The following is an 18,817-nucleotide window of genomic DNA, read 5'->3' on the forward strand; positions in this document are numbered from 1 at the left end:
TCACTGGTGGCTGCCGGTCTACGGCTGCACTGGTCTATAACTAACCTGCTTTTCGCAAGTCATGAGGTAGAACATGAGCGACGATGATCTGGAAAACGACGACCTCGAAGTAGGCGATGATGATGAGGCTGATGAGGGTCTGGAAGCTGCGGCTGATGACGTAGCGGAAGACTCCGGCGAAGACGATAGCCCCGCGCCCACTGCCAAAGGCAAGTCCAAGGCCGCTGTCTCGGTAGACGAGATGCCGAGCTTGGAAGCCAAGCAGAAGGAGCGTGATGCCCTGGCCAAAGCGATGGAAGAATTCCTTTCGCGCGGTGGCAAGGTGCAGGAAGTGGAGGCCAACGTGGTCGCCGATCCGCCCAAGAAGCCGGACAACAAATACGGCAGCCGCCCTATCTGAGTGGTTGCATGCAAAAAAGCCCGCCGTCGCTGCGGGCTTTTTTGTGCGCCATGAGTGCGGTCTTGTAGGAGCGGCCTTGCCGGGGCGCCGGACCGGTCGGAACGGGTCGCGGAGCGTCCCCCAGGTTCTGTGGCGCAGCAAAAATCGCCGGGGCCGCTACGCAGCCCTTTCGCGACGCAAGGCCGCTCCTACGCAGGTCTGTGCGGCGTTGGGAAGGTATCGGCTGTCAGCGCCAGCGTGCTATCACTTCAGGCAGTTGCGAGAGGCGCTGAATCTCTGCATCCGGCGCCCGCTCTCCGGCCCAGGGCTTGCCTTGCGGGTTGAACCACACGGCGCGCAACCCGGCACGCTGGGCGCCGGCGATGTCGTCGCCAGGGTGGTCACCCACATGCACCGCCGCGCCGGCCTCGACCTCGCCACGTTTCAGCGCCTCGAGGAACGGCGCCGGGTCCGGCTTGCCGATCCCCAGGTCCTCGGCGCACAGGGCGAAGCGGAAGTAGTCCGCCAGGCCCAGGCGGCTCACATCGGCATTGCCGTTGGTGACCACGCCCAGGGTGTATTGATGGCGCAGGATTTCCAGCACAGGCTGCACCTCAGGGAAAATTTCCACCTGGTGCCGGGCATGCAGGAACACTTCAAAGCCTTCGTTGGCAAGCGCCTGGGCGTGCTTTTCGCTGTAACCGACCTCTTCCAAGGCATGGCATAGCACCCGCCTACGCAAGGCGCTGATACGGTGCTTGAGGCCCGGTTCGGCCTGCACCAGGCGCTCGCGGAGGGTGAACAGGTGCTCGACCGGTACGCCGCCCAGGATCGGTGCGTTGGCTTCGAGCCAGTCGCGCAGGACGACTTCAGCGCTGGCAATGACCGGCGCGGTGTCCCACAAGGTGTCATCGAGGTCGAAGGTGATCAGCTTGATGCTCATGAGTCTGTGCCTTTGCTGCGTTTGGCCCGAGGGTGGGCGCTGTCGTACACCGCGGCCAGGTGCTGGAAGTCCAGGTGGGTGTAGATCTGCGTGGTGCTGATGTCGGCATGGCCGAGCATCTCCTGCACCGCACGCAGGTCCTGGGACGATTCCAGCACATGGCTGGCGAAGGAATGGCGAAGCATGTGCGGGTGCAGGTGCTGGCCCAGCTCGCGCTCGCCGGCCGCCTTCACACGCATCTGGATGGCCCGCGGGCTCAGGCGATTGCCCTGGCGGGTAATGAACACGGCGCTGTCGCGCGGGCCGCCGATGCCGCGCAGGCGCAACCAGGCCTGCAGCGCCTCGCGTGCCTTGCGCCCGACCGGCAGCACGCGTGCCTTGCCGCCCTTGCCAAGCACCTGCACCAGCCCGGCGGCGAGGTCGAGGTATTCGAGGTCCAGGCCGGTCAGCTCGGACAGGCGCAGGCCTGATGAATAGAACAGTTCAAGGATGGCCTGGTCGCGCCGGGCAATGAAGTCGTCGTCGACACCGCCGTCGAGCAGTTGCAGGGCACGGTCGGTATCCAGCGTCTTGGGCAGGCGCCGTTCGCCTTTGGGCGCAGACAGGCCGTTGGCCGGGTCGTGCTGGCACAGCCCTTCACGGTTCAGGTAACGGTACAGCCCGCGTACCGCTGAAAGCAGGCGCGCCAGGCTGCGCGAGGATTGCCCCTGATGGTGCTGACGGGCGATCAGTTGGCGCAATTGCTGGATTTGCAACGCTTGCCAGCCGGCAATGCTGTGTTCGTTGCAATACGCGACGACCTTGTCGAGGTCGCGGCGATAGGCCAGCAGGGTGTGTTCGGACACCTGGCGCTCATTGCGCAGGTGCGCGCAATAAGCTTCCAGCTGGCGGTCCATCAGCGCACCTGGCGCAGGGTCTGGGTCACGCGTGGGACAACGCGGCCGAGCACTTCGGCAATGTAGCCGAGGAACAGCGTGCCGACGCTACTCTTGTAGTGCTGCGGGTCGCGGCTGCCGATTGCCAGTACACCGTGCAGCCCTTGATATTCGAGTGCTGCAACAGCACTGGAGCCGACCTCGCGTCGCTCTTCTTCACCAAACAGGAAGGCCAGTTCGTGTTCGCGCAGGTTGCCGCTGACGGTCTTGCCGCCCCCCAGCAGGCCACCGATGGCCTGGTGTGCCTCGGCATTGCTGACCCAGCGGCCGACCGGTGCGACGTTATCGCCGAACAAGATCAGGCTGACGAAGGGCACCTGAAACTCCTGGCGCAGGCTGTCTTCGACCGCCATCACCACTTCTTCCAGGCTGCCGGCATCGAGCAGGTCGAGGATCAGCCGGCGGGTCTTGTCGAACAGCCGGTCGTTGTCACGCGCCACGTCCATCAGTTGCGACAGGCGATGGCGCATCTCGATGTTGCGATCGCGCAGCAGCTTGAGCTGACGCTCCACCAGCGACACGCTGTCGCCGCGCTGGTGGGGGATGCGCTGCTCGACCAGCAACTCGTCGTGTTCGGCGAAGAAGGTCGGGTGGGCACGCAGGTACGCGACCACCGCCTCGGCATCGAGGTCACTGGATTGCTGGGGTACAACCTTGGGCTGATCGGTCATGGCGGTTACTCACTTAGAGACGAACCTGTCCTTCGTAGACGCGTACGGCCGGGCCGGTCATCAGCACGGGCTTGCCGGGGCCGGCCCATTCGATGTGCAGGCGGCCACCCGGCAGGTCAAGGCTTACCGGTGAGTCCATCCAGCCCTGGCTGATAGCCGCCACGGCCGCGGCGCAGGCGCCGGTGCCGCAGGCCTGGGTTTCGCCCGCGCCGCGTTCCCAGACCCGCAGGTTGGCACGGTGACGGTCGATGACCTGGATGAAGCCAGCGTTGACCCGCTGCGGGAAGCGCGGATGGTTTTCGATCTTCGGGCCCAGTGCGTGCACGGGCGCAGTATGTACGTCATCGACACGCAGCACGGCATGTGGGTTGCCCATGGACACTGCGGCGATCGAATAGACCTCGCCGTCGACCTCCAGTGGGTAACTCAATGCCTGCTCGTCGGCGACGAAGGGGATTTCGGCCGGCACCAGGCGCGGAGGGCCCATGTCGACACTCACCTGGCCGTCGTTCTGCACGTCCAGCTCGATGATGCCGCTTTTGGTTTCCACGCGGATGCGTTTTTTCGCGGTCAGGCGTTTGTCCAGCACGAAGCGGGCGAAGCAGCGCGCGCCGTTGCCGCACTGCTCGACCTCGGAGCCGTCGGCGTTGAAAATCCGGTAGCGGAAGTCCACTTCCGGATTGTTCGGCGCCTCGACGATCAGCAACTGGTCGAAACCGATGCCGGTATGGCGGTCGCCCCATTGCTTGGCATGCTTGGGCTGGATATGTGCGTGCTGGCTGACCAGGTCGAGGACCATGAAGTCATTGCCCAGCCCATGCATCTTGGTGAAACGCAGCAGCATGGGCTCACTCCGGCAGCAGGCTTTCGCCAGCATACAGTTCGGCGATGGTCTCGCGGCGGCGCACTTCGAATGCCTGGTCGCCGTCGACCAGGATTTCGGCGCAGCGGCCACGGGTGTTGTAGTTCGAGCTCATGACAAAACCATAGGCGCCAGCAGACTGCACGGCCAGCAGATCGCCTTCTGCCAGGTTCAGCTCGCGGTCCTTGGCGATGAAGTCGCCGGTTTCGCAGATCGGCCCGACCAGGTCATAGGCGCGGCCCTGGCCTTCGCGTGGGGTAACCGCGCTGACGCCCATCCAGGCCTGGTACAGGGCCGGGCGGATCAGGTCGTTCATCGCCGCATCGATAATGGCGAAGTCCTTGTGTTCGGTGTGCTTGAGGTACTCGACACGGGTCAGCAGGACACCGGCGTTGGCCACGATGTAGCGGCCTGGCTCGAATACCAGGGCCAGGTCGCGGTCGCCGACGCGCTCGCGGATGGCCTTGATGTAGTCGGCCACCAAAGGCGGCTCTTCATCGCGGTAGCGCACGCCCACGCCGCCACCCAGGTCCAGGTGGCGCAGGTGGATGCCGCAGTCGGCGAGGCGGTCGACCAGGTCCAGCAGGCGGTCGAGGGCATCGAGGAACGGTTCGACGGTGGTCAACTGCGAGCCGATGTGGCAGTCGACACCGACCACGTCCAGGTTCGGCAGCTGCGCGGCGCGCACGTAGATGGCTTCGGCGTCAGCGATGGCGATGCCGAACTTGTTTTCTTTGAGGCCGGTGGAGATGTACGGGTGGGTACCGGCATCGACGTCCGGGTTGACCCGCAGCGAGACCGGGGCGACTTTGCCCATCTCGGCAGCCACCACCTGCAGGCGCTCAAGCTCGTCGGTGGACTCGACGTTGAAGCAGTGCACGCCGACTTCGAGGGCGCGGCGCATGTCTTCGCGGGTTTTGCCGACACCCGAGAACACCACGCGATCCGCGCGCCCGCCAGCGGCCAGTACGCGCTCCAGTTCACCGCCGGAGACGATGTCGAAGCCTGCGCCCAGGCGCGCCAGGACGTTCAGCACGCCCAAGTTGGAGTTGGCCTTGACGGCAAAGCAGACCAGGCTGGAAATGCCGTCCAGCGCGTCGGCATAGCTGCGGTACTGGGCCTCGATGTGGGCGCGCGAGTACACGTAGGTGGGGGTGCCGAAGCGTTCGGCGATGGCCGACAGGGCCACGCCTTCCGCGAACAGTTCACCGTCGCGGTAGTTGAAAGCGTTCATCTGATTTCCTTACTGCGCTGGCGACTGCTCGGGCTCGGATTGCAGCTCGGGCTGCTGTTCTTGCGTCTGGGCCGGCTTGGCTTTGGGCTGGTGCTGGTGCGATTTGCGGGTGTCCTTGCCGTCCTTGCCGTCTTCCGGCAGGTACAGGGGGCCTTTCTGGCCGCAGGCAGAAACGAGGCAGGCAACAGCGACCAGCGCCGCGAGGGAGGAAATCAGGCGCTTCATTGGGTGAAATCCTTTGAAATATGCAGTATTGCGCCCGAGTATACCGAGCGACCGGCGGATTGCCTATGCAAGGGCCGGTCCGCCGGGCGGGCTATTCTTGCTGCCTTCAATGGCTAATCTTTGCATTCAGCGCCAAGCGCCCGTATCTTGCCCGGCTTGCCTGTCACGCAGCCAATTTCGAGGTTCCTGCAATGAGTTTGAGCGAAGCGCGTTTCCATGATCTGGTCGACGCGACCCAACAGGCGCTGGAAGACCTGTTCGACGACAGCGACTTGGACCTGGACATGGAAAACTCCGCCGGCGTCCTGACCATCAAGTTCGACAACGGCAGCCAGCTGATCTTCAGCCGTCAGGAGCCGCTGCGCCAGTTGTGGCTGGCTGCCAAGTCCGGTGGTTTCCACTTCGACTACGATGAAGAGAGCAAGAAGTGGACCTGCGAGAAGACCGACGAGCTGCTCGGCGAGATGCTTGTACGCCTCGTCGGGGAGTGCGCCGGCGTTGAGCTGGACTTCGACGAGATCTGAGATGAGTGAGCAGCCGCGGCCGCCCAAGCCGCTTTACAGCAATGTCAGCACCGCCGTGAAATCGCCGTGCATCAGTGTCTGCCGCCTGGACGAGCAGCGCGTCTGCACCGGCTGTCATCGCCATGTGGAGCACATCCGCGAATGGCGCTCTGCAGATGACCAGCGGCGCCGGCAGATCTGCCAGGAAGCCGAGGCCTTGCGCGCGCGGGCTTGAGTATTTGCCCGGCTGTGGTAGTGTCGGGTTATGCGTCGGTGACGCCAAAGCATTCACAAACCCCGCCCTTGGGCGGGGTTTTGCTTTATTTGCCCACAGAAAACCGCCTGTTCAATGGAGTCTGACTGGATCATGAGCACCAAGCCTTCCCTCACCCTCACCCGATTGGACGTACAACGTCTGGAGCGTCTGATCGACAGCCTCGACGAAAGTACGCCGGGTGTGCTCGCCCTGCAGGACGAGCTGGACCGCGCTGAGAAGGTTGTCGGTCATGAGGAAGTACCGGCCGGCGTGGTGACCATGAACTCGCGCGTGCACTGCCGTGAAGAGGCCAGTGGCAAGGATTACCACCTGACCCTGGTGTATCCAAAGGATGCCGGCGGCGAAGGCAAGGTCTCGATCCTGGCGCCAATTGGTTGCGCATTGCTGGGCCTGACGGTGGGCGAGCAGATCGACTGGCCGGCGCCCGGCGGCAAGACGCTGAAATTGAAGCTGGTGGCGGTTGAGTACCAGCCGGAAGCGGCGGGTGATTTCGACCTGTGAGCCTTTGGGGGCGCAAAGCGCCCCCTACTATTCAGAAACCCATCGCCTGCACCTGCTCCAACCCCTCGTTCAACGCCTGCTCCAGCTCCCGCTTGTAGCGCAGATACAACACGGTCGCCCCCAGCTCGTCCCCCAGTAGCTCGGACAAATCCAGGTCGGTGATGTAGCAGCGGTAATGCCCGGCATTGCGCCGTTGGCCGATGATCTGCCGCGCGACCACTGCGTACAGCTGGTCACCATGATCCAGTTCGGAAAACTCCTGTTGGTCACAGTACAAGGTGACCTGCACGGCGCCCGCTGCCCCGGCCTGAATGATGGCCTGGACCTCATAGAAAGGCTGGTCGCTGCCGTCCACCGGCGCCAGGCGCGGCTCGATGCTGCGGGCCTTGCCTGTGCCTGAAGGCAGCAACTGCCCATAGCGGATATCCAGCGAAGCCGCCCCCAGGCTGTCGAGCGGCAGTTGCGCATCGCGGCGCATCAGCACAGAGCGCAAAAAGCGTTGCAGCGGCAGCAGCAAGTGGGCTTCATCCTGCAGTGGCAAGCGTTGCTGCCACAACGCGTTGTACTCATCCAGCACATACAGGTCGGCCCAGTCACCCAACAGGCGATAGAACACCTGGATGCAAGCGGGCCGGCCGCGCTCCAGTACCAGTGGCAGGTCGTGGTCCTGCAGGGCATTGGCGTCCAGGTGCAGCGGGCTGTAGACGCTGCGCTCTTCGCTCAGGCAGTCCAGCACGGCCTCATGGTCGCCCAGGGTCGCCAGGCTGACCTGGCCGGGCAGAAGCTCCAGCACGTGGGTGTGCTGGGCCACCTGTAGCACGTAGCGGTGCTTGGCACCCTGGTCGAGCAGCCGTTGCACCGTGGCGAAAATGTCCTCGACCCGCTGTTCGATGGCCTGCGCGCGGTTGTGGCAGAAGCAGCGCACCCGCAGCCGTGGGCGATGGCCACGCTGGCCGAGGCTGTTGAGGTAGTCGCGCAGGCAGCGCAGCAGCGCGTGCTCACCGTCGTAGCGCTGCACCAGCACCTCGCTCCAGCTGTTGAGGGTGACCTGGTCGAGCGTCAGCACCAGGTTTTCGCGCACGCCGGCGTAGCTCAACGAGTCGGTGCGCTCGGTGGTCATCAGGATGTTCAGGTCGCGGTGGTGGCGCAGTGGGTCGACGCCGACGTTGACCAGCAACAGGATGTCGTCGGCCACGCTGGGCTGCAGCAGGCGGACTTCGCTGACGGTGGGCAGCGGCAGGTCGATGGCCTGCTGCAGGCTGCCCAGCAGGTTGAACAGTTCGAGCTCCCTGAGATCGCTGGCACCAGGGTGCAGGGCGAAGCGCGTGCTGCTGTCGATCACGCCATTGCGATGGGCCCAGGTCAGTAGTTCGAGCAGTTCGCGGCAGCGTTTGATCGGGCTGAAGTGCTCCACTTCGTGGGTGCTCAGGTTGCCTGTGTACAGTTCCCAGTGATGGCTGCCGGGCTCCTTGCGATTGGGGGCCTGGACCAGGGTGAGGGTGCCCTCGGCCAGGTCCGGGGCAATCCCCGGGTTGATCACCTCGGTCTTGCCGGCTCGGCGTTCGAAGGCGGCATACAGGCGCCGCCCCAGCACATTCAGGTCACGCTGATCGGCGCGGCTGCTGGCGTTGCGGGTCTGGGCGAACTGGCTGAGGAAGCGGTAGCTGTGGTTCAGTTCGGCCACCAGTTCGCGGCGCTCGACGGCCACCTGGCCGACTTTCCATTGGCTGCGGCTATCGAGCAGGGCCAGTTGGCGCTCGTCCCAGCCCCATTCGTCTGCCAGGCGCTGTAGCAGCTGGCGCTGCCAACCGTTGCCGCGCACCTGGTCGCTGAGTTTCTTGTTCACCTTCAGGTACAGGCTGCGCCTTACCCGTTCGAGGCGTACCGGCTCGCCGCGTTGGTGCAGGTACTGCTCGATGCGCCGGTAGACCATCACGTAGGGGTCCAGCGCGTCGAGGTCGAGCTGGTTGGCGAACACCGCTTGCTTGTAGTCCAGGCTCAGGCAGCGTACGGCGGGGTGCTCACTGGCGTAGGCTTCGGTCAACAGCAGCTTGAGCAGCGATTTGTAAGGCGAGTCGATGCCCTTGAACAGCTGCCACAGCCCAGCACCGACGAACTCGCCGGGCGGGATATGCGCCAAGTTGCCAAGGTCGAGCACGTCCTGGCTGCGGATGAAGCGCTTGCTGAGCAAGGTCTGGGTGTAGGCCCTGTAGTTGTGCTCTTCATACACCGGCACCAGCCACCACAGGGGCGTACGCCCGGCCAGCCAGATGGCGGTGCGATAGAACTCGTCGAGCAGCAGGTAATGCTGGGTGGTGCCACAGTCGTCGGAGCCGAGCTGGCCATCCCGCTCGCCTTGAGCAAAGCCTTGTGGGTCGATCAAAAAGAAGTGTGCCTCGGCCCCCAGGCTGGCGGCCCAGGTTTCCAGCAACTGGCATTTGCGCCGAAGCTCGTCCAGCTGGCTGTCGCCCAGGTCAGGCGCGTGGCAGACCCAGAAGTCCATGTCGCTCAGTTCGGCCTGGGCCAGGGAGCCAAGGCTGCCCATCAGGAACAGCCCATGGATCGGGCGCGGTGCGTGCCCCTGGCGAGCCTTGTAGGCAAACGAGCGTGCCAGGCGCTGGGCTTCGGCGACCCGTTCTGCGCCAGGCTCGAAGCCGGCCACCCCGGCAGGGGTGCTGCCCGAGACATAGCCGGGCAGCAGCGGGTGATTGACGTGGAACAGCAGCGGCAACAACGTCAGTACCTGCTGCTGGCGCGTCGACAGCCCCTCCCTCGCACGCTGCAAACGGCCTTGATTGAGCTGCAGGAACCGCGCCCGTAATGTCGCCAGGACCTTGCGGTCGATGCCTTCGTCCAGGTCGGGGCGGATTTCGTGGGGGTGGTTCATTGCACACTCGGGGCAGGCCAGTGGGGCTGCGGCGAGTTTAGCCTGAGTGACGCACTCGGATAAGCGCTAAATGGATTGTTGACGCCATTTTTCAAGCGCCGGTATGCCTTGTGCCGGCCAGGCAGCTCCAGCTTTTGCCACGCTTGGGGCATGATGTGAGGCATGAGCGTAGTCGCGCTGATTTAGAGGTGTTTCCCGATGCGTGTATGGATCGATGCTGACGCCTGCCCCAAGCCGGCCAAGGACTTGATCGTCAAGTTTGCCCTCAAGCGCAAACTCGAGGTGGTGATGGTGGCGGGCCAGGCGCAAAGCAAGCCGGCCTTTGCCTGTGTGCGGCTGATCGTGGTGCCCAGCGGCATGGATGCGGCTGATGATTACCTGGTCGACAACGCCGCGCCTGGCGAACTGGTGATCTGCAGCGACGTGCCGCTGGCCGATCGGCTGGTCAAGAAAGGCGTGGCGGCGCTGGACCCACGGGGGCGTGAGTTTGACGAGCGCAACATGGGTGATCGGCTGGCGGCGCGCAACCTGTTCACCGAATTGCGCGAGCAGGGGCAGGTTGGAGGAGGGCAGGCGCCTTATGGCGAGCGGGAGAAACAGGCGTTCGCCAATGCACTGGACCGCATCATCGCGCGCTTGTCCAAGGGCCCCTGACGCGCGAGCGCGGGTTTTGGTTTTTGTAGGAGCGGCAAGGCCGGGGCGCCGGACCGGTCGGAAAGGGGCGCGGAGCGGCCCCCTACGTTCTTGCTGGCACCCGAAAACCCGGGGCCGCTCCGCGCCCCTTTCGCGACGCAAGGCCGCTCCTACAAAGAGGGTGCAGGCCGGGGGTTACTGGTCGTTCTCGTGGGTCAGTTCCAGCACGCGATCCACCAGCTTGTAGATCCCGCCCGCCGCCTCGCTGATCGATTTCGCCACCATGTATGCCGGGGTCGTCACCAGCTTGCGCTGGGTGTCTTCGACGATATCGTGCACATCGCATTCTTCATGCTTGCCGCCCATTTTTTCCACTGCTGCAGCGGTACCGGCATCGTTGCCGATGGTGCACACCACACCCGGGCCATAGATTTTCGCTGCCAGCGCTGGCGAGATGCAGATCAGCCCGACCGGCTTGCAGGCGTCGGCGAAGGCTTCGGCCAGGGCCAGCACGTCCGGGTTGACGCTGCAGTTGGCGCCCTCGACGGCAAAGTTGGACAGGTTTTTTGCCGCGCCAAAACCACCGGGCACGATCAGTGCGTCGAAGTCTTCGGCATTGGCGTCGAGGATGTCCTTGACCTCACCGCGGGCGATACGTGCCGACTCCACCAGTACATTGCGCGACTCGGGCATTGGCTCGCCGGTCAGGTGATCGATCACATGCATCTGCGCGATGTTCGGCGCAAAGCACTGCACCTGCGCCCCGCGCTGGTCGAGGCGCAGCAGGGTGATCACGCTTTCGTGGATTTCGGCGCCGTCATACACGCCACAGCCTGAAAGAATCACCGCTACTTTTTTTGTCATGCTCATTACTCCAGTGTCGAGGCGCTAAATGTCCTCTAGTTTGGCAGATGTAGCCATAGGGGTTCCCGCAGTTGCGGCCTAATCTTGGTGGATAACGCCTGAGGTCGTTGCCATGGACCTGATACTGCTGGCCGTGCCGTTCTTCTTCGTATTGATTGCCGCCGAGCTGGTGGCCGACCGCGTGCGCGGCCAGCGCAATTTCACCTTGGCCGACTCGATCAACAGCCTGAGTACGGGCGCCTTGTCGACCAGTACCGGCCTGCTGACCAAAGGTGTAGGGCTGGTGACCTATGCCCTGGCCTGGGAGCACCTGGCGTTGTTGCGCCTGCCGCAACAGGCATGGTGGGTGTGGGTGCTGGCCTTTGTGCTTTACGACTTCTGCTACTACTGGCTGCACCGCCTGGGGCATGAGCGCAACGTGCTGTGGGCAGCTCATTCGGTGCACCACCAGAGCGAGGAGTACAACCTCACCACGGCGCTGCGCCAGACCAGCAGCGGGTTCATCTTTGCGTGGGTCTTCTACCTGCCGTTGGCGCTGGTCGGCGTGCCGCCGCTGGTGTTCATCACCGTGGCGTCGCTGAACCTGCTGTACCAGTTCTGGGTGCACACCCGGCACATTCCCAAGCTGGGCTGGCTCGAGTGGATACTGATCACGCCATCCAACCATCGCGTCCACCATGCGCAAAATCCTGTTTACTTGGATCGCAATTACGGCGGCGTGTTCATTCTCTGGGACCGCCTGTTCGGCACGTTCAAGGAAGAAGACCCGGACGAGCCGGTGGTATTCGGGGTGACCACGCCACTGGCCAGCTGGAACCCGTTGTGGGCCAACCTGCAGTTCTACGCCCAGCTGTGGAGCGATGCCCGGCGTACCCAGCGCGTGTGGGACAAGCTGCGGATCTGGTTCATGCCCACGGGCTGGCGCCCGGCCGATGTCGCGGCGCGCTATCCGCAGGCCAAGCCGGACCTGGCGCTGTTTCGCAAGTTCGAGGTAGCCCTGGGGCGGGCGCAGCAGGCTTACGTAGCGGTGCAGTTCGTCGTCTACGTGGCCGTGGGCAGCTACTTGATGGAAGTGGCAGAGCGCGTGCCGGGCGCCGCACTGGTGCTGGGCTGGTCGGTCATGGCCGTGGGCCTGTTCGTGCTTGGCACGCTGCTTGAGAATCGGCCGTGGGCCAGGCGCCTGGAGTGGCTGCGGTTGCTGTCGAATGCGCCAGCGCTGTACTTGGCTGGCGCACTGGGTTTAGCGGTGATCACGCCGCTGGGGTGGTTCCTGCTCCTGGTCTACAGCCTGCTCAGCGTCTGCGGCTTGGCCCAGTGCGGCCGCCTTGCGCTCGGCGCGCATGGTGCGAAAGCGCCGGCGCAGCCAGAGCAGGGCGCCAAGCAACAGCAGGCCGCCGAGCACCCATAGCTCGTATCGCTTCACATTACCCAGCAGGCCTTCGAGGATAGCGCCGAAGTGATAGGCCGCAGTACCCAGGGCCAACGCCCAGATGGCGGCGCCGAGGCCGTTGAGCAGCAGGTAGCGGCGCGGCGGATAGCCCGACAGGCCAATGGCCACCGGCATCACCGTGCGCAGGCCATAGACGAAGCGAAAACTCAGCACCCAGATATCGGGGTGGCGGCGAATGTGGTCCAGCGCCCGATCACCCATGGCCTGCCAGCGCGGCTTGCGTGCCAGGATCTTGCGCCCATGGCGACGGCCCATGAAGTACCACAGTTGGTCGCCAGCATAGCTGCCCAGGAAGGCCACCAGGCACACCAGCTTGATGTCCATGTAGCCGCGGAACGCAAGAAAACCCGCAAGCACCAGGATGGTCTCGCCTTCAAAGAAGGTGCCTAGAAAAAGGGCGAAGTAGCCGAAATCCTGCAGGAATTGTTGAAGCATTTTCTGAGGTGCTGGCGAAATGAACGCGCAGCCTACCCCTTCGCGCGCGTGGATGAAAGTGTCCAAATGTGTCTCGACGTGAACATTTCCTACAAGGACAATGCCTTCGGCCACAAGTCGCAGGCTTGCCAGTGGGTGTAACACAGGCGTCATAATGGCCGCTTATCGTCCCGCTCAATTGATGATAGGGCGTTAACGTCCTCCAGGAACGTCCAGATGAATAATGAAGTGCTCACCCCTGTCGCGATCAAGGACGCCCAGGCCGTCCCCGAAGAGATGGTGCAGACCCCGCCAGACCTGCCGCCGGCGCCAGAGCCCGAGCCAGAACCTGCGCCGGTGGTCGAGGCTGCGGCACCGGCCCCTGCGCCGGCACCGGCGATCGCCGTCCCCGGCCTTGACGACAGCAGCCTGTACATTCATCGCGAGCTGTCGCAGCTGCAGTTCAACATTCGGGTACTGGAGCAGGCGCTGGACGAGAGCTACCCGCTGCTCGAACGCCTGAAATTCCTGCTGATCTTCTCCAGCAACCTCGACGAGTTCTTCGAGATCCGCGTCGCCGGCCTCAAGAAGCAGATCAACTTCGCCCGCGAACAGGCCGGTGCCGACGGGCTGCAGCCGCACCAGGCGCTGGCGCGCATCAGCGAGCTGGTGCACTCGGAGGTGGACCGCCAGTACGCCATCCTCAACGATGTGCTGCTGCCGGAGCTGGAAAAGCACCACATCCGCTTTATCCGCCGCCGTCACTGGACGCCCAAGCTCAAGACCTGGGTGCGGCGCTTCTTCCGCGACGAGATCGCCCCGATCATCACCCCGATCGGCCTCGACCCGACCCACCCGTTCCCTTTGCTGGTGAACAAGAGCCTCAACTTCATCGTCGAGCTCGAAGGCGTCGATGCCTTCGGCCGCGACTCGGGGCTGGCGATCATCCCGGCGCCGCGCCTGTTGCCGCGGGTCATCCGGGTGCCTGAAGAGGTCGGTGGCCCAGGTGCCAACTACGTGTTCCTGTCGTCGATGATTCACGCTCACGCCGACGACCTGTTCCAGGGCATGAAGGTCAAGGGCTGCTACCAGTTCCGCCTGACCCGTAACGCCGACCTGGCGCTGGACTCCGAAGAGGTCGACGACCTGGCTCGCGCCCTGCGCGGCGAGCTGTTCTCGCGCCGCTATGGTGACGCCGTGCGCCTCGAGGTGGCCGATACCTGCCCGAAACACCTCTCGGATTACCTGCTAAAACAGTTCAGCCTGAGCGAGAGCGAGCTGTACCAGGTCAACGGCCCGGTCAACCTGACCCGCCTGTTCAGCATCACCGGCCTCGACAGCCACCCGCAGCTGCAATACACGCCGTTCACCCCGGCGATCCCCAAGCTGCTGGTGAACGCCGACAACATCTTCAGTGTGATCAGCAAGCAGGACATCCTGCTGATGCACCCGTTTGAGTCCTTCACGCCGGTGGTCGACCTGCTGCGCCAGGCTGCCAAGGACCCGCATGTGCTCGCCGTGCGCCAGACCCTGTACCGCTCCGGTGCCAACTCGGAGATCGTCGACGCGCTGGTGGACGCCGCCCGTAACGGCAAGGAGGTCACTGCGGTGATCGAATTGCGCGCGCGCTTCGACGAAGAGTCCAACCTGCAGATGGCCAGCCGCCTGCAAGCTGCGGGTGCGGTGGTGATCTACGGTGTGGTCGGGTTCAAGACCCACGCCAAGATGATGTTGATCCTGCGCCGCGAGCACGGTGAAATCGTGCGTTATGCGCACCTGGGCACCGGTAACTACCACGCTGGCAACGCCCGTTTGTACACCGACTACAGCCTGCTGACGTCCGACGACGCTCTGACCGAGGACGTCGGCAAGTTGTTCAGCCAGTTGATCGGCATGGGCAAGACCCTGCGCATGAAGAAGCTGCTGCACGCGCCGTTCACCCTGAAGAAGGGCATGCTCGACATGATTGCGCGCGAGACTCAGTTCGCGCTCGAAGGCAAGCCTGCGCACATCATCGCCAAGTTCAACTCGCTGACCGACGCCAAGGTCATCAAGGCGCTGTACAAGGCCAGCCAGTCCGGCGTGCGCATCGACCTGGTGGTGCGCGGCATGTGCTGCCTGCGGCCAGGGATTGCGGGGGTTTCGCACAACATTCACGTGCGCTCGATCATCGGCCGCTTCCTGGAGCACACCCGGGTGTTCTACTTCCTCAATGGTGGCGAGGAGCAGATCTACCTGTCCAGTGCCGACTGGATGGAACGCAACCTCGACAAGCGCGTCGAGACGTGCTTCCCGGTCGAAGGCAAGAAGCTGTTGCTGCGGGTGAAGAAGGAGCTGGAAAGCTACCTGACCGACAACACCCATGCCTGGACGCTGCAGTCGGACGGGCGCTACGTGCGCAGCACCCCGACCGGCAACCAGAACCCGCGCAGTGCCCAGGCGACCCTGCTGGAGCGCCTGAGCAACCCGGTGCTCAACGTACGCTGAGGACGAAGCCGACCCGGGCTAGCCACTCCGCCTCGTTGGCGAAGTCGGCCTGGGTCAGCTGGTGTTGCTCCAGCCAACCCTGCGGGAAGACCACTTCGAGGCTGTTGTCGCCGGCTTGCAGCTGCACTTTCGGCATCTGTTGGGTACCACGAATGTGGTGGAACAGGATGGCGAAGCGCAGCAGCACGCACAGGCGAATCAGCTGCACGCCTTCATCGCCGAACTCGGCGAATTTGTCTCTGGGGATGTTGCGGCGATGGCCGCGCACCAGCAGGGCCATCATCTGCTGGTCCTCGCGGGAGAAGCCTGACAGGTCGGAATGTTCGATCAGGTAGGCGCCGTGCTTGTGGTAGTGGTAGTGGGCAATATCCAGCCCAACTTCATGCACTTTCGCCGCCCAACCCAGAAGATCGCGCCAATTTCCGTCTTCCAGCTTCCAGGCTTTGGCCACTTGGTCGAAGGCATGCAATGCCTTGCGCTCGACGCGCGCGGCCTGGCCTTGGTCAACGTGGTAGCGCTCCATCAATGAGTTGAGGGTGCGCTCGCGCACGTCTTCGTGATGATGGCGGCCAAGCAGGTCGAACAGCACGCCTTCGCGCAGGGCGCCGTCGCAGTGATCCATGCGTTGCAGCTCGAGGGCATCGAAGATCGCCTCGAGAATCGCAAGGCCAGCCGGGAAGATAGTGCGCCGGTCTGGCTTGACCCCGTCGAAGTCGATCTTGTCGACCTCACCCAGCTTGAACAGCTTGCGTTTGACCCACGCCAGCCCCTCGGCGTTGACCTCGCCATTGCCCAGGCCACTGGCCTTGATGGCTGCGCCGATGGCGCGAATGGTGCCGGACGAGCCGATGGCTTCGTCCCAGGTCAGGCGGTGCAGGGCGTTTTCGATGCTCATCAGTTCCAGGCGTGCGGCGGTGTAGGCCTGGGCATAGCGCGCCGGGGTGATCTTGCCGTCGCGGAAGTAGCGCTGGGTAAAACTGACGCAGCCCATCTGCAGGCTCTCGCGCAGCAGCGGCTCGAAACGCTGGCCGATGATGAACTCGGTACTGCCGCCGCCAATGTCGGCGACCAGGCGCTTGCCCGGATTGTCGGCCAGGGTGTGGGAGACGCCCAGGTAGATCAGGCGGGCTTCCTCACGGCCGGAAATCACCTCCACCGGGTGGCCGAGAATGGCCTCGGCGCGCTGGATGAATTCGTTACGGTTGCGCGCTTCGCGCAGTGCGTTGGTGCCAACGATGCGCACGGCGCCCGCAGGCAGGCCGTTGATCAACTGGGCGAAGCGCTTGAGGCAATCGAGGCCTCGTTGCATGGCTTCTTCGCTGAGCTTGCGCTCTTCGTCGATGCCGGCGGCCAGCTGAACCTTTTCCCCCAGCCGTTCGAGAATGCGGATCTCGGTGTGGTGGGCCTTGGCCACGACCATGTGAAAACTGTTGGAGCCAAGGTCGATGGCGGCGATCAGAGACAGGTTCTTCGCGTTGGTATGCGGCATGATCTGGATGTTCTCGGTCGTTAACCTGGCAATCGTGCCACGATACGGGGCTGTCGCCAACGCGTGGCACGCCAAGGCTTGATGCAAGGCAATGTGCCATTCGATGTTATGACACACGTATGACAGTTTTCGATTCGCGGCGTCTTGCACCACTATAGTTACACTCAATCGCCCGCGACTTCCTGTAGGGCGTGGGTGCGGCTATGATGGGCAACGTTTTTTAGCTTACGACCTTGGAGATTTCCATGAGCGACAAAATCAAACACGTCACCGACGCCAGCTTCGAAGCCGACGTACTGCAGGCTCAAGGCCCGGTGCTGGTTGACTACTGGGCTGAATGGTGCGGCCCATGCAAAATGATCGCTCCAGTCCTGGACGACATCGCCAGCACTTACGAGGGCAAACTGACCGTCGCCAAGCTGAACATCGACGAGAACCAGGAAACCCCCGCCAAGCACGGCGTGCGTGGCATCCCAACGCTGATGCTGTTCAAGAACGGCAACGTCGAGGCCACCAAGGTCGGCGCACTGTCCAAATCGCAATTGGCCGCGTTCCTCGACGCCCACCTGTGATGTGAAAAAGCCCCGGAAAAACCGGGGCTTTTCTTTTCCAACCCACTAGACGTCGAAAAAAGCAAGTGTTACATTCGGCCTCGCACTGCTTCTCCAGTGCCCCCTGCACGCCGTCGCCGACGCACTCCTAATTAGAATCTGTGCGCGATCCTATCGCCTTCTAGCGGCGCGGCTTCATTAAGCCAGAAGCTTAATCCTCCCTTCATACATGATTACGTCACTCCCCTTATGAACCTGACTGAACTCAAGCAAAAGCCGATTACCGATCTGCTGGAAATGGCCGAACAGATGGGCATCGAAAACATGGCCCGTTCGCGCAAACAGGACGTGATTTTCGCCCTGCTGAAAAAGCACGCGAAAAGCGGCGAAGAGATCTCGGGTGACGGCGTGCTGGAGATTCTCCAGGATGGTTTCGGTTTCCTGCGTTCGGCTGATGCGTCCTACCTGGCCGGCCCCGACGACATCTACGTCTCGCCCAGCCAGATCCGCCGTTTCAACCTGCGTACCGGCGACACCATCGTCGGCAAGATCCGCCCGCCGAAGGAAGGGGAGCGTTACTTCGCCCTGCTGAAGGTCGACACGATCAACTTCGATCGCCCTGAAAACGCGAAGAACAAGATCCTGTTCGAAAACTTGACGCCGCTGTTCCCCAACAAGCGTCTGAAGATGGAAGCCGGCAACGGTTCCACCGAAGACTTGACCGGCCGTGTCATCGACCTGTGTGCACCGATCGGCAAGGGCCAGCGTGGCCTGATCGTCGCCCCGCCGAAAGCGGGTAAAACGATCATGCTGCAGAACATCGCGGCGAACATCACCCGGAACAACCCCGAGTGCCACCTGATCGTCCTGCTGATCGACGAGCGCCCGGAAGAAGTGACCGAAATGCAGCGCACCGTGCGCGGCGAAGTGGTTGCCTCGACCTTCGACGAGCCGCCGACCCGCCACGTGCAGGTTGCCGAAATGGTGATCGAGAAGGCCAAGCGCCTGGTCGAGCACAAGAAGGATGTGGTCATCCTGCTCGACTCCATCACCCGCCTGGCGCGTGCCTACAACACCGTGATCCCGAGCTCCGGCAAGGTCCTCACCGGTGGTGTCGACGCCCATGCCCTGGAGAAGCCGAAGCGCTTCTTCGGTGCCGCGCGTAACATCGAGGAAGGCGGCTCGCTGACCATCATCGCCACCGCGCTGGTTGAAACCGGCTCGAAGATGGACGAAGTGATCTACGAAGAGTTCAAGGGTACCGGCAACATGGAGCTGCCCCTGGACCGTCGCATCGCCGAGAAGCGTGTGTTCCCGGCCATCAACATCAACCGCTCCGGCACCCGCCGTGAAGAGCTGCTGACTGCCGACGACGAACTGCAGCGCATGTGGATCCTGCGCAAGCTGCTGCACCCGATGGACGAAATCGCCGCCATCGAGTTCCTGGTCGACAAGCTCAAGCAGACCAAGACCAACGACGAGTTCTTCTTGTCGATGAAGCGCAAGTAAGCT

At 63.3% G+C, this 18,817-nt stretch carries 18 protein-coding genes and 1 pseudogene; 9 read left to right on the forward strand and 10 right to left on the reverse strand.

The window, feature by feature from the left end; all coding sequences use genetic code 11:
- Window positions 1-73: 73 nt before the first annotated feature.
- Window positions 74-400 carry a transcriptional regulator SutA gene (gene sutA, locus HU766_RS13600; RefSeq protein ID WP_033702226.1) on the forward strand — a complete coding sequence of 109 codons (327 nt, stop codon included), beginning with the start codon at window positions 74-76 and terminating at the stop codon, window positions 398-400.
- Window positions 401-626: 226 nt separating this feature from the next.
- Here the strand turns inward: sutA and HU766_RS13605 are convergent, their stop codons facing one another.
- The 6 genes from HU766_RS13605 to HU766_RS13630 are packed head-to-tail and all read right to left on the reverse strand — an operon-like array spanning window position 627 to window position 5,249.
- A complete protein-coding gene (locus HU766_RS13605; protein WP_033702224.1) occupies window positions 627-1,322 on the reverse strand; it encodes an HAD family hydrolase in 696 nt (231 codons plus the stop codon).
- Entirely contained in the window at window positions 1,319-2,218 is a 900-nt protein-coding gene (gene xerC / locus HU766_RS13610; protein ID WP_186657585.1) for a tyrosine recombinase XerC, read from the reverse strand. Before xerC ends, HU766_RS13605 begins: the two co-directional genes overlap by 4 nt.
- On the reverse strand, window positions 2,218-2,928 hold the full coding sequence (locus tag HU766_RS13615; protein ID WP_033702220.1) for a DUF484 family protein: 711 nt from the start codon (window positions 2,926-2,928) through the stop codon (window positions 2,218-2,220). Before HU766_RS13615 ends, xerC begins: the two co-directional genes overlap by 1 nt.
- 13 nt (window positions 2,929-2,941) lie before the next feature.
- Entirely contained in the window at window positions 2,942-3,772 is an 831-nt protein-coding gene (gene dapF / locus HU766_RS13620) for a diaminopimelate epimerase (protein ID WP_033702218.1), read from the reverse strand.
- Window positions 3,773-3,776: 4 nt separating this feature from the next.
- On the reverse strand, window positions 3,777-5,024 hold the full coding sequence (gene lysA, locus HU766_RS13625) for a diaminopimelate decarboxylase (RefSeq protein WP_033702216.1): 1,248 nt from the start codon (window positions 5,022-5,024) through the stop codon (window positions 3,777-3,779).
- Window positions 5,025-5,033: 9 nt separating this feature from the next.
- A complete protein-coding gene (locus tag HU766_RS13630) occupies window positions 5,034-5,249 on the reverse strand; it encodes a lipoprotein (protein WP_033702214.1) in 216 nt (71 codons plus the stop codon).
- A gap of 191 nt (window positions 5,250-5,440) precedes the next feature.
- Between HU766_RS13630 and cyaY the strand changes: the two genes are divergently transcribed.
- The 3 genes from cyaY to rnk all read left to right on the forward strand — a co-directional run bounded on the left by cyaY (window position 5,441) and on the right by rnk (window position 6,530).
- Window positions 5,441-5,773 (forward strand): iron donor protein CyaY, encoded by a 333-nt coding sequence (gene cyaY / locus HU766_RS13635; RefSeq protein ID WP_186657601.1) that lies wholly within the window; start codon window positions 5,441-5,443, stop codon window positions 5,771-5,773.
- A 1-nt stretch (window position 5,774) separates the two neighbouring features.
- Entirely contained in the window at window positions 5,775-5,987 is a 213-nt protein-coding gene (locus HU766_RS13640; protein WP_095063924.1) for a DUF1289 domain-containing protein, read from the forward strand.
- Window positions 5,988-6,119: 132 nt separating this feature from the next.
- On the forward strand, window positions 6,120-6,530 hold the full coding sequence (gene rnk, locus HU766_RS13645) for a nucleoside diphosphate kinase regulator (protein WP_033702208.1): 411 nt from the start codon (window positions 6,120-6,122) through the stop codon (window positions 6,528-6,530).
- Window positions 6,531-6,561: 31 nt separating this feature from the next.
- Here rnk and HU766_RS13650 read toward each other — a convergent pair whose 3' ends face one another.
- Window positions 6,562-9,417, reverse strand: coding sequence for a class I adenylate cyclase (locus HU766_RS13650; RefSeq protein WP_186657603.1), 2,856 nt, complete (start codon window positions 9,415-9,417; stop codon window positions 6,562-6,564).
- 198 nt (window positions 9,418-9,615) lie between these two features.
- Between HU766_RS13650 and HU766_RS13655 the strand changes: the two genes are divergently transcribed.
- A complete protein-coding gene (locus HU766_RS13655; RefSeq protein ID WP_033702205.1) occupies window positions 9,616-10,071 on the forward strand; it encodes a YaiI/YqxD family protein in 456 nt (151 codons plus the stop codon).
- Window positions 10,072-10,245: 174 nt separating this feature from the next.
- Here the strand turns inward: HU766_RS13655 and elbB are convergent, their stop codons facing one another.
- On the reverse strand, window positions 10,246-10,914 hold the full coding sequence (elbB, locus tag HU766_RS13660; protein WP_186657616.1) for an isoprenoid biosynthesis glyoxalase ElbB: 669 nt from the start codon (window positions 10,912-10,914) through the stop codon (window positions 10,246-10,248).
- Between the two features lie 112 nt (window positions 10,915-11,026).
- Here elbB and HU766_RS26210 point away from each other — a divergent pair.
- Window positions 11,027-11,653: pseudogene (locus tag HU766_RS26210) on the forward strand (sterol desaturase family protein); the annotation flags it as partial.
- Window positions 11,654-12,154: 501 nt separating this feature from the next.
- Here HU766_RS26210 and HU766_RS13670 read toward each other — a convergent pair.
- A complete protein-coding gene (locus tag HU766_RS13670; protein WP_186657619.1) occupies window positions 12,155-12,799 on the reverse strand; it encodes a DedA family protein in 645 nt (214 codons plus the stop codon).
- A 216-nt stretch (window positions 12,800-13,015) separates the two neighbouring features.
- Between HU766_RS13670 and ppk1 the strand changes: the two genes are divergently transcribed.
- The gene (gene ppk1 / locus HU766_RS13675) at window positions 13,016-15,265 is read left to right on the forward strand and encodes a polyphosphate kinase 1 (RefSeq protein ID WP_033702202.1); all 2,250 of its coding nucleotides are present in this window, start codon (window positions 13,016-13,018) and stop codon (window positions 15,263-15,265) included.
- Here ppk1 and ppx read toward each other — a convergent pair.
- Window positions 15,252-16,754 (reverse strand): exopolyphosphatase, encoded by a 1,503-nt coding sequence (ppx, locus tag HU766_RS13680; RefSeq protein WP_033702200.1) that lies wholly within the window; start codon window positions 16,752-16,754, stop codon window positions 15,252-15,254. The two genes, ppk1 and ppx, sit on opposite strands and share 14 nt — an antisense overlap.
- 245 nt (window positions 16,755-16,999) lie before the next feature.
- On the opposite strand from ppx, the gene trxA reads away from it, so the two are divergent.
- Together trxA and rho are read left to right on the forward strand one after the other, a co-directional pair.
- Window positions 17,000-17,326 carry a thioredoxin TrxA gene (gene trxA / locus HU766_RS13685; protein WP_186657633.1) on the forward strand — a complete coding sequence of 109 codons (327 nt, stop codon included), beginning with the start codon at window positions 17,000-17,002 and terminating at the stop codon, window positions 17,324-17,326.
- A 228-nt stretch (window positions 17,327-17,554) separates the two neighbouring features.
- The gene (gene rho / locus HU766_RS13690; RefSeq protein ID WP_003253661.1) at window positions 17,555-18,814 is read left to right on the forward strand and encodes a transcription termination factor Rho; all 1,260 of its coding nucleotides are present in this window, start codon (window positions 17,555-17,557) and stop codon (window positions 18,812-18,814) included.
- Window positions 18,815-18,817: the final 3 nt, after the last annotated feature.

Origin of the sequence: Pseudomonas sp. SWRI77, from assembly GCF_014269105.1 — a bacterium.
Lineage (GTDB): Bacteria > Pseudomonadota > Gammaproteobacteria > Pseudomonadales > Pseudomonadaceae > Aquipseudomonas > Aquipseudomonas capeferrum.